This window comes from candidate division WOR-3 bacterium, from assembly GCA_016867815.1.
GTDB lineage: Bacteria > Hydrothermota > Tepidihabitantia > Tepidihabitantales > Tepidihabitantaceae > UBA2258.
Window position 1 is genome coordinate 1 of the sequence record VGIR01000113.1, and the last position, 8049, is coordinate 8049.

Genomic DNA, 8049 nt, shown 5'->3' on the forward strand with positions numbered 1-8049 from the left:
AGGCGTACCTGGCGGCTGCGGTCATGAACCTCAAGTGCCTGGTGGCACACGGCGGCGGACGTCCGGCAGTGACGCAGGCCGCCCAACTGCTGCGGCGGGCAGCCACGGCAGTCTACTCAGCTATCAAGACAGCGCTCTGGCGACCGTCCCGCGTCACATCCGTGCTCGCGGTCTGAAATCACACCCCCAACAGTAGTTTCTCAACAGCCCCACAGCCACCTGTTACGGGGCGATGTCATGGCGCGGCGGGATGGCTGGACTGAACGAGAAATGAAGTCGGCACGCCTGTGAGGAGTTTTCGACACGACCCACGGTCACTGTCATTGCTGCGGGGACGAGTTGGTGTTCGAGCGACATCATGACAATGGAGGCTCAGCGACAGTAGATGACTACTGACCCGGCCCAAGTCATCTTGGATTTCCGATTCCGGATTGTCGATTGGCGGAGCGGACGACAACGGCCGACGGTTCCGGCCTCGCATGGACAGACAGGTCCTGTGTTGACCGTCTGCAGAGCGCGTGCTGAGAAGGAGAGCCGGGCCAAGCTCTTTTGACTTGCTGACGATTCAGTCCTAGACTCTGACGTCCGCTCAACAACCCAACGGAGGAAAGTGTGCTGCTACTTGTTCTCACTCTGATTGCGCAGACGCCATCGTGGCGCTGCGGCACGCCGGTTTTCGAGACGATGAAGACGGCAGTCCCGGTTCCGATGCCCGGAGAGGTACAGTCCCCGTGCGGGGACAGTCCCCGACAGACCGCGCCGCGGCTGGGCGAGAAGCGGACGATGTGGCTGCAGAACATGTCGGTGATGCCGCCGGTGCAGTACCAGGGCAGCCTGACCTGCCGCGGTACCGGCAACCACGTCTACGTGATGGTCGAAGACTCGGCCTGGAATGCCGGACTGCTCGACTCGGCCCGCGTGGCCCGCATCATCGACCGTTTCGACCACACCAGCCCGCGCGACTCGCTGCACGGAGCCTGGTATCACAACACGACCGCTTTCGGCCAACCGCCGAACACGATTGACAACGATTCGCTGATATACCTCATCTATCACAACATCGGCACGTTCATGGGCAACTCGTTCGACGGGTTCTGGATGTTCTTCGACGAGTACTACGACACGACTTCGATGCGCCAGTGGGGCTATCACTCCAACGAAGTCGAGTGCGTCTATCTCGACCTCCATCCCAACGACCCTTCGACCGACTACCGCATCGCCATCGCCGCCCACGAGTTCGAACATATGATCCACTGGAACTACGACCCGGCCGAGTCGCTCTGGGTAAACGAAGGCTGCGCCGAGCTGGCGATGTGGCTCTTCGGTGCGCCCGACGCCATCTCCGGCTTCAACAGCACGCCGGACAACGACCTGACCAAGTGGAACGGCGACTGGGCCGACTACATCAAGACCTACTTGTGGACGCTCTTTCTCTACGAGCAGTACGGCAACCGGGGCGGCAACAGCCTGATCCGCAACATCGTCGCCTCACCGTACGTCAACATCGCGGGAGTGGATTCGGCGTTCGCGGCTACGGGACTGTCCGCGCGCTTCGAGGAAGTGCTGGACCACTGGGTGCTGGCAAACGTCATCAACGACACTTCGTACCTGGGAGGGAAGTACGGCTACTTCGGTGAGCGCGTGCCGAGGTTCGGCAACGCCGGCATCCATGCGGCATACCCGGTGTCCCGCAGCAACAGCCTAGACCGCTGGGCCGGAGAGTACATCCTCTTCCTGAAGGGACTGAACCTGCAGCTGGGCTTCGACGGCAACGACGCGGCCGACTTCCGCGTCTTCACGGTGGCCAAGGACACCCTCGGCCACCGGCTGATTCTCGACACCCTGGGCCTTGACTCGCTGCAGGCTGGCTCGATATCGGTCCCGGGCTCTGACACCGGCTACCAGTCGGTCTGGCTCGTGCCCTCAAGCCACTACCCGAGCGGCCGGATGAGCTACTCCTATACGGCCTCGGCAACGGGCATCGCGGAAGCGAGCTTCAGGCCACAAGCCTCATGCTACCAGCAGGCGGGACCGACGGTCGTCCGGGCCGGTGCCCGACTCAGGCTGCCGGCAGCAGCGGTACTGCACGGAATCGACGGCCGCACAGTGGACTCGGACGCCTCGCTGTCTGCGGGTGTCTACTGGATGTCGGCCAAAGAAAGTCCTCCCCGCAAGGTCGTGGTAGTGCCGTAGCGCTGGACCGATTGACTCCGCTTTTTGGCAGCACTAGAATTGACCATGGCTAAAAAGAACATTGAGGGTATCTGGGACGATGTCCGGGTGTGGCTGACTGACGCCACCAAGACCGCACTCAAAGAAGCCGAAGACCTGACCCGCCGCGGCCGGCTAAAGATGGACCTGGTGCGCCTGAGCCGCGAACTCGAGAAGAAGATGGCCGACCTGGGTGTGAAGGTGTATGGCCGCTGCTCGCGGACGCCTGACGCTCCAATCATTGTCGACGACGAACTGCGCGGGCTGATGCGGGATATCGCGAGGATCCAGGCCGACGTGGAGAAAAGCCAGCAGGAGTACGAGGCAGAGAAGAGAGTCTAGAACAAGTCAAAGGCCGAAAGGCAGAAGCCAAGAGCCAAATCTGTCGGACCGGGCGGGTTTGACTGTTGGCTTCTAGCTTGTAGCCTGTGAGCCTCTGGCCGGCTACTTCTTTCCGCTGCGTCCGGGCTCTTCCAGAGGAATGCCCTTCGCGCAAAAGGGGCAGGCCGAGGGCTCGTAGGTCGCCACCTGCTGGCGGAATGCTCCGAAAAGAGGTGCGCCGAAGTCGACCCCGGCGCTTCGGTCTACGTAGACTCCGACGCCGATGACCTTTGCCCCGGACGGCTCGATCGCGGCAAGGGTCTCTTTGATGGACCCGCCGGTTGTCAGCACGTCATCAACCACCAGCACGCGGTCCTCTGCTCCGAGCCGGAACCCCCGTCCGATCTTGCGCCCCAACTCCGCCTTCTCTGCGATGACGCACCGGGACCCGAGCTGCCGGGCGACTTCGTAGGCGATGATGATGCCGCCGGTCGTGGGTCCGCAGACGACGCTCGCATTCTCCTTGCGGAACCGGTCAGCAACTGCCGCGGCAAATGCTTCGCAGACCGGAGGCTGTTCGAGAATCCGGAATTTCTCAAAGTACTTGTCCGAGTGCTTCCCCGATGTCAGCAGGAAGTGCCCCTCCCGCAGAACGCCGTACTTCTTGAGTAATCCTCCCAGGTCTTGTGCCATCTATCCTCCCATCTGCTTTCGGATGTCCGCTATCGCGGCGAGCGGGTCCGGCGCTTCGTATATCGGCCTGCCGACAACGATGTAGTCCGCGCCCGCCTTCGCTGCCTCGGCCGGAGTCAGAGTCCGCGCCTGGTCATCGCGGGAAGTCCGAACGCCGATTTCCGAAGGCCGAGGTCCGGATTCGGCACCGCCGTTCGACGTTCGGCGTTCGGCGCTTGGCGTTTGCGCGAGCCTGATGCCCGGTGTGACCACCACGAACTCCCTGCCACACGCCTCTTTCACCACGCCGATTTCGTGCGGCGAGCAGACGACACCGTCGCAGCCCGACTCCTTTGCCAGACGTGCCAACGCCATGACGCGTTCCGCAACCGGCTGACGGCAACCGGTCACGCGTTCAAGTTCGGCCTCATCCAGGCTGGTTAGTACCGTAACGCCGAGGACCAGCGGCCGTTTCACGCCGAAGGTCGCCGAGGCCTTTGCCGCCTCGGCCATCATCTTTCCCCCACCCGAGGTGTGGACGGTGAGCAACGTTGCGCCCATTTCGCCCGCGGCCCGCACCGACGCCGCCACCACGGAGGGTATGTCGTGGAACTTCAGATCCAGGAACACCTCTGCGCCGCCGGCCACGAAGCGCCGGATGAGGTCGGGTCCGGATCGGCCGAACAGGTCCATCTGCAGCTTGTAGCAGTCAACCTTCTTGTCGATGCGGGTAAACCACTCCCAGGCCAGCTTCGGGTCTGCCACGTTCAGCGCCAATGCAATCTTCGTCAAGCCTGCCTCCTTGTCCTGCCCACGATCTCGTCCCAACCGGCTGCGCGGTGCTTCCGGCAGTACTCTCTCAGCCCGGTCCAGACATCGAGCGCCGCCTCGGGATTCACGAGGCTGGCGGTGCCGACCTGTACCATTCGCGCGCCCGCACTCAGGAAGTCAAGTGCGTCGCCCGCGTCCATCATGCCTCCGCACCCGATGACCGGTATCTTCACGGCCGCCGCCACCCGGTCCACGCAGAACAGGGCAAAGGGCTTGAGCGCGGGCCCGGAGATGCCGCCGTTCCTGCCGCCGAGGAAGGGTCTGCCGTTTCCGTCCAAGGCCAGGCCGAACAACGTGTTGATGATAGTGACAGCGTCGGCGCCTGCTGCCTCGGCTGCCTTCGCGGTCTCAGCCGGGTCCACGAAGTTGGCGGTCAGCTTGACGATGACAGTCCTGGCGGTCCTGCTGCGCACCAGGGCAGTTATCGCCTCGACGACGCGCGGCTGCTGTCCGAACAGCGCTCCGCCCTCCTTGACGTTCGGGCAGGAGACATTCACTTCCAGTGCATCCACCGATTCGGAATCGAGCCTCGCCGCCAACTCTCCGTACTCCTCGACCGTGAATCCCGCTATGTTCACCACCACCCGGCACTTCAGTTTGCGCGTGCGTGGCAGCACCTCGGCGCAGAACTCCTCTACTCCGGGGTTCTCCAGTCCAACCGAGTTCAGGATGCCACCCGGGAACTCGCAGATCCTTGGCGGCGCGTTGCCCGCCCGTGGCTGCAGCGTTATCGCCTTGCTGACGACCCCGCCGAGTCGGTTCGCTACCGACGGGAACTTGAGTCCGAACTCAAACGTCCCGGACGCGGCCAGCACCGGGTTGGCGAAGGTTGTCCGGCCAATCGTCACCTGCGGGTTCAAAACACCACCTCGTTGAGCCGCACGACAGGCCCCTGCTCGCAGAACCGGATGTGCCCGCCGCCCTTCTTGGGCAGGGCGCAGCAGTAGCAGATGCCGGTGCCACACCCCATCCGCTCCTCGACAAAACCCCAGACGGGAATGGGGTCGAGTCGCTTGACGAGGTCAGCAAGCATCGGCCTCGGCCCGCAGGCAAACACTACTGACGGCTGACGGCTGGCCGCTGACCGCCTTCCGCCACTTTGCACTTTGCATTGCGTCTCAGCCAGTTCCGTCACCATGCCATGGAATCCTGCGCTGCCGTCGTCAGTCGCAAGGCTGACCGGAAGCCCCAGCGCCCGAAACTCCTTAGCCAACAACAACTCGTCCTTGGCGCGAGCGCCGAGCAGGACCCGCAACCGGTTGTTGCGCTTCAGTCGCCGCGCAAGTAAGAGGAGTGGAGCGGTCCCTATCCCGCCGCCGCAGAGCAGAATCTCCTTGCGATGCGGCTCCGGTGCGGGCCGGCCCAATGGCCCGAGCACGTCGAGTTCGTCGCCCGCGCGCACGCGGCCAAGCAGCGCGGTGCCGCGACCGACCACGCGGAATAGAAGCCGTACTCGACTCCGTTCTACATCGCAGACTGAGATCGGCCGCCTCAACAAAGGGTCGACCCCGTCCGAAACCCTGACATTGAGGAACTGACCGGGGCTGACCCGTCGTGCTATCTCCGGTGCCTCCAGCCACAGCGAGAAAACGCCCGCGCACAGCCCGCGGGCCTGGACAACTGGGCAACGTATGGGTTTCATCGGTACTCGAACTCGACCCTCCGGCTCAGCCAGAACTCGTCCGGCTTAGTGGAAACCGGCCGTTTCTCGCCCTCGCTGCGCACGCTGATGCGCCCGGGCTCAATTCCGGCTGCAACCAGGAACTCCTTCACCTCCTGCGCCCGCTTCATTCCCAGTTGCTGGTTGTACCGTTCGCTTGCCCTCGGGTCACAGTGGCCGACGACCTCTATCCCGACTTCAGGATGTGCCTTGAGCGATTCAGCGGCAGCGATGAGACGCGCCGAGTCCGCCGCCTGAATCTGCCACGAGTCGGTCGCAAAGCGGACTATCTCCAGTTCCAGCCTCGCAGTCGTCCCGCTCTGTTTGGCCGTATCCACTTCGGCTGCAGCAGGCTGCTCTGCAGGAAGCGTATCCTCCCTGCTTCGCGCTGCTGAACCAGGGCCCTCGGTTGCGGGGGTGGGCTGACCGGGCAGAGTGTCCCTCGCGGACGAAGGCCCGGCTGGAGGTTCCTGCCCGGCCTCTCCCTCCTCCTTCTGCGGCGCGCCCGGCTGCATCCCCGGCCTCACGCGCCAGCCCGGAGGGCCTCCCGCAACGTCGGGTCGCTCAGTCCATCCCGGCCCTCGATGGTCGCGTGGAAACGCCCCCGGCTCTCCGGGAATCGTCGTCTCGTCGCTGTCACCGGGCGGCGATTCAGACGTAACCGGCTCCAGGCCGGGCACCTTCGCGGTCTCTCTTGCCGGGGGGGGCGGCGCGGCGGCAGTTGTCTCCGGTTTGACCTCGGTCTTCTTTCTCTCACGCTTCGGCACCGGCAGTCCGAGCCAGCGCCGCGACTCGTCCGCGTACTCGGTCTGCGGGTACTCGGCTATCACCTCTCTTAGCAACGGCTCCGCGGCGGCCGAGTCACTCTTGGCGTTCCGCAGAATCCAGGCCTTGGCGAACAGCGCCTTGGCTGCCCAGTCGGTTTCCGGGAATGAGTCGTGCACCTTCTGGTAGAGATCCATCGCCTTGTCATAGTCGCCGAGGTTCAGGTTGTTCACCTCTGCCACCAGGAACATCGCCTCGCCCGGCTGCAGCGAATCGCCGCCGGCCTTCTTTCCGGTCGTGCGCGCAGCCAGCGCGTCGAGTAGCGCCAGCCGCTTGACCGCCAGGACCCCGTAGTCGGAATCCACGCGCCGGATCCTAGCCGTGTCGTAGTAGGCGCGCGCCCGGTCGAATTCGGCCGCCTCTTCGTAGTGCTTGCCGATGCGGAACGCCGATTCGGCTCCCAGGTCGCTGGCCCCTTTCACTTTGGCCCAGGCGCCCAGCGCGTCCGACTGCCGGCCGGTCGCGGTCAGCGTTTTGCCGAGCAACAGGTTCGCCTCATCGTCCAGATCGGTGTACCGTCCGAGCACATCGCTGACCTGGACAATGGCCTCTTCGTTCTTGCCCTGCTCATACCGGCAGGCGGCAATCTTCAGATTGGCCAGCGCGCGCTGCTTCGGGTCATCGGTCAGCCCGGCGTAAGACTCGTACCACTTTTCGGCAGCCGCGAATCTCCGCAGCGAAAATGAGCCGTCGGCAAGCAGCTTCAACGCCGGAATGCGGAAGCGTGACCTGGGGAACCGATCGAGAAACTCGGCCAGAGAATCGGTACCCCGCTCCGTTTCCTTTCGGTCGATGAAGGACTTGGCGAGGCTATACGTGGCCTCGTCGGCCAGCCGCGGGTACTTCTGCTTCACCGCGTCCAGCGTCACCCGTGCCGTCCCGTATTGCTTGCCGGCGAGCAGGGCCAGTCCCCGATAGAGCTCTCCCCGGGGCACGAACCCGGAGGTCGGAAAGGCCAGGCTCAGTTGGTCGAAAGAGCGTACCGCCCTGTCGTACTGACCTTGCTGGTAGTAGCTCGCGCCGATGAGGAACAGTGCATCGTCCACCCAGCGCGACTTCGGCCAGCGCTGGATGACGAAGGCCGACTTCTCGATTGCCTTGTCGAACTTGGCCTTGGCCGGTGAGTTCTGGTTCTGGTCCCTCAGCTTCACGCCTTCTCGGTACGCGGCCTGGGCGTTGTAGAACGTATTGTAGTACGCGCAGCCCGCTCCGAGCAGAACAACTGCCGCGAGTAGACAGGCGAGCGAACGGATGTGGCGGGAACGAATCAAGCTGGTCTCTTCTCAATCTTAACGCCTGACAGTGCCTGCTGTCAAGCGAACCGTCTCCCGCCTTAGTTCTGGCCTGGGTACATGGTGACCCCCTGAGAGAGGTAAGACGGTCAGCGGGAATTGCTCCGCGAAGATGGAGAGAGATGAGACGGAACGTGCGTGAGATTTGTCGGTCGGCAGGCGCTCGGATGCGCCCGGGCAGACAAGAAGAAGGGCATCGTGCTCAACGCCTGGCTGGTTACACTTGTGTGATGAATA

The 8049-nt window shown here is 63.7% G+C and carries 7 protein-coding genes; 2 read left to right on the forward strand and 5 right to left on the reverse strand.

What is annotated here, in order from left to right:
* Window positions 1–612: 612 nt before the first annotated feature.
* Both FJY68_12485 and FJY68_12490 read left to right on the forward strand, forming a co-directional pair.
* Window positions 613–2193, forward strand: coding sequence for a hypothetical protein (locus FJY68_12485; protein ID MBM3332641.1), 1581 nt, complete (start codon window positions 613–615; stop codon window positions 2191–2193).
* Window positions 2194–2238: 45 nt separating this feature from the next.
* The gene (locus FJY68_12490) at window positions 2239–2553 is read left to right on the forward strand and encodes a hypothetical protein (GenBank protein ID MBM3332642.1); all 315 of its coding nucleotides are present in this window, start codon (window positions 2239–2241) and stop codon (window positions 2551–2553) included.
* A gap of 102 nt (window positions 2554–2655) precedes the next feature.
* On the opposite strand, the gene FJY68_12495 is transcribed toward FJY68_12490, so the two are convergent.
* Genes FJY68_12495 through FJY68_12515 form a run of 5 tightly spaced genes read right to left on the reverse strand, consistent with a single transcriptional unit; the run spans window position 2656 to window position 7791 of the window.
* Entirely contained in the window at window positions 2656–3225 is a 570-nt protein-coding gene (locus FJY68_12495; protein MBM3332643.1) for an orotate phosphoribosyltransferase, read from the reverse strand.
* Window positions 3226–4077: an orotidine-5'-phosphate decarboxylase gene (pyrF, locus tag FJY68_12500; GenBank protein MBM3332644.1), complete on the reverse strand. Its 852-nt coding sequence runs from the start codon at window positions 4075–4077 to the stop codon at window positions 3226–3228.
* A complete protein-coding gene (locus FJY68_12505; protein MBM3332645.1) occupies window positions 3993–4895 on the reverse strand; it encodes a dihydroorotate dehydrogenase in 903 nt (300 codons plus the stop codon). Before FJY68_12505 ends, pyrF begins: the two co-directional genes overlap by 85 nt.
* Window positions 4892–5677 (reverse strand): dihydroorotate dehydrogenase electron transfer subunit, encoded by a 786-nt coding sequence (locus FJY68_12510; GenBank protein ID MBM3332646.1) that lies wholly within the window; start codon window positions 5675–5677, stop codon window positions 4892–4894. Before FJY68_12510 ends, FJY68_12505 begins: the two co-directional genes overlap by 4 nt.
* Entirely contained in the window at window positions 5674–7791 is a 2118-nt protein-coding gene (locus FJY68_12515) for a tetratricopeptide repeat protein (protein ID MBM3332647.1), read from the reverse strand. Before FJY68_12515 ends, FJY68_12510 begins: the two co-directional genes overlap by 4 nt.
* Between the last annotated feature and the right edge of the window lie 258 nt (window positions 7792–8049).

Excerpts from the sequence above, each read along its gene's own strand:
- FJY68_12490 (MBM3332642.1), top strand. The coding sequence starts at position 2,239 with ATGGCTAAAAAGAACATTGAGGGTATCTGGGACGATGTCCGGGTGTGG.
- FJY68_12495 (MBM3332643.1), bottom strand. The coding sequence starts at position 3,225 with ATGGCACAAGACCTGGGAGGATTACTCAAGAAGTACGGCGTTCTGCGG.
- FJY68_12510 (MBM3332646.1), bottom strand. The coding sequence starts at position 5,677 with ATGAAACCCATACGTTGCCCAGTTGTCCAGGCCCGCGGGCTGTGCGCG.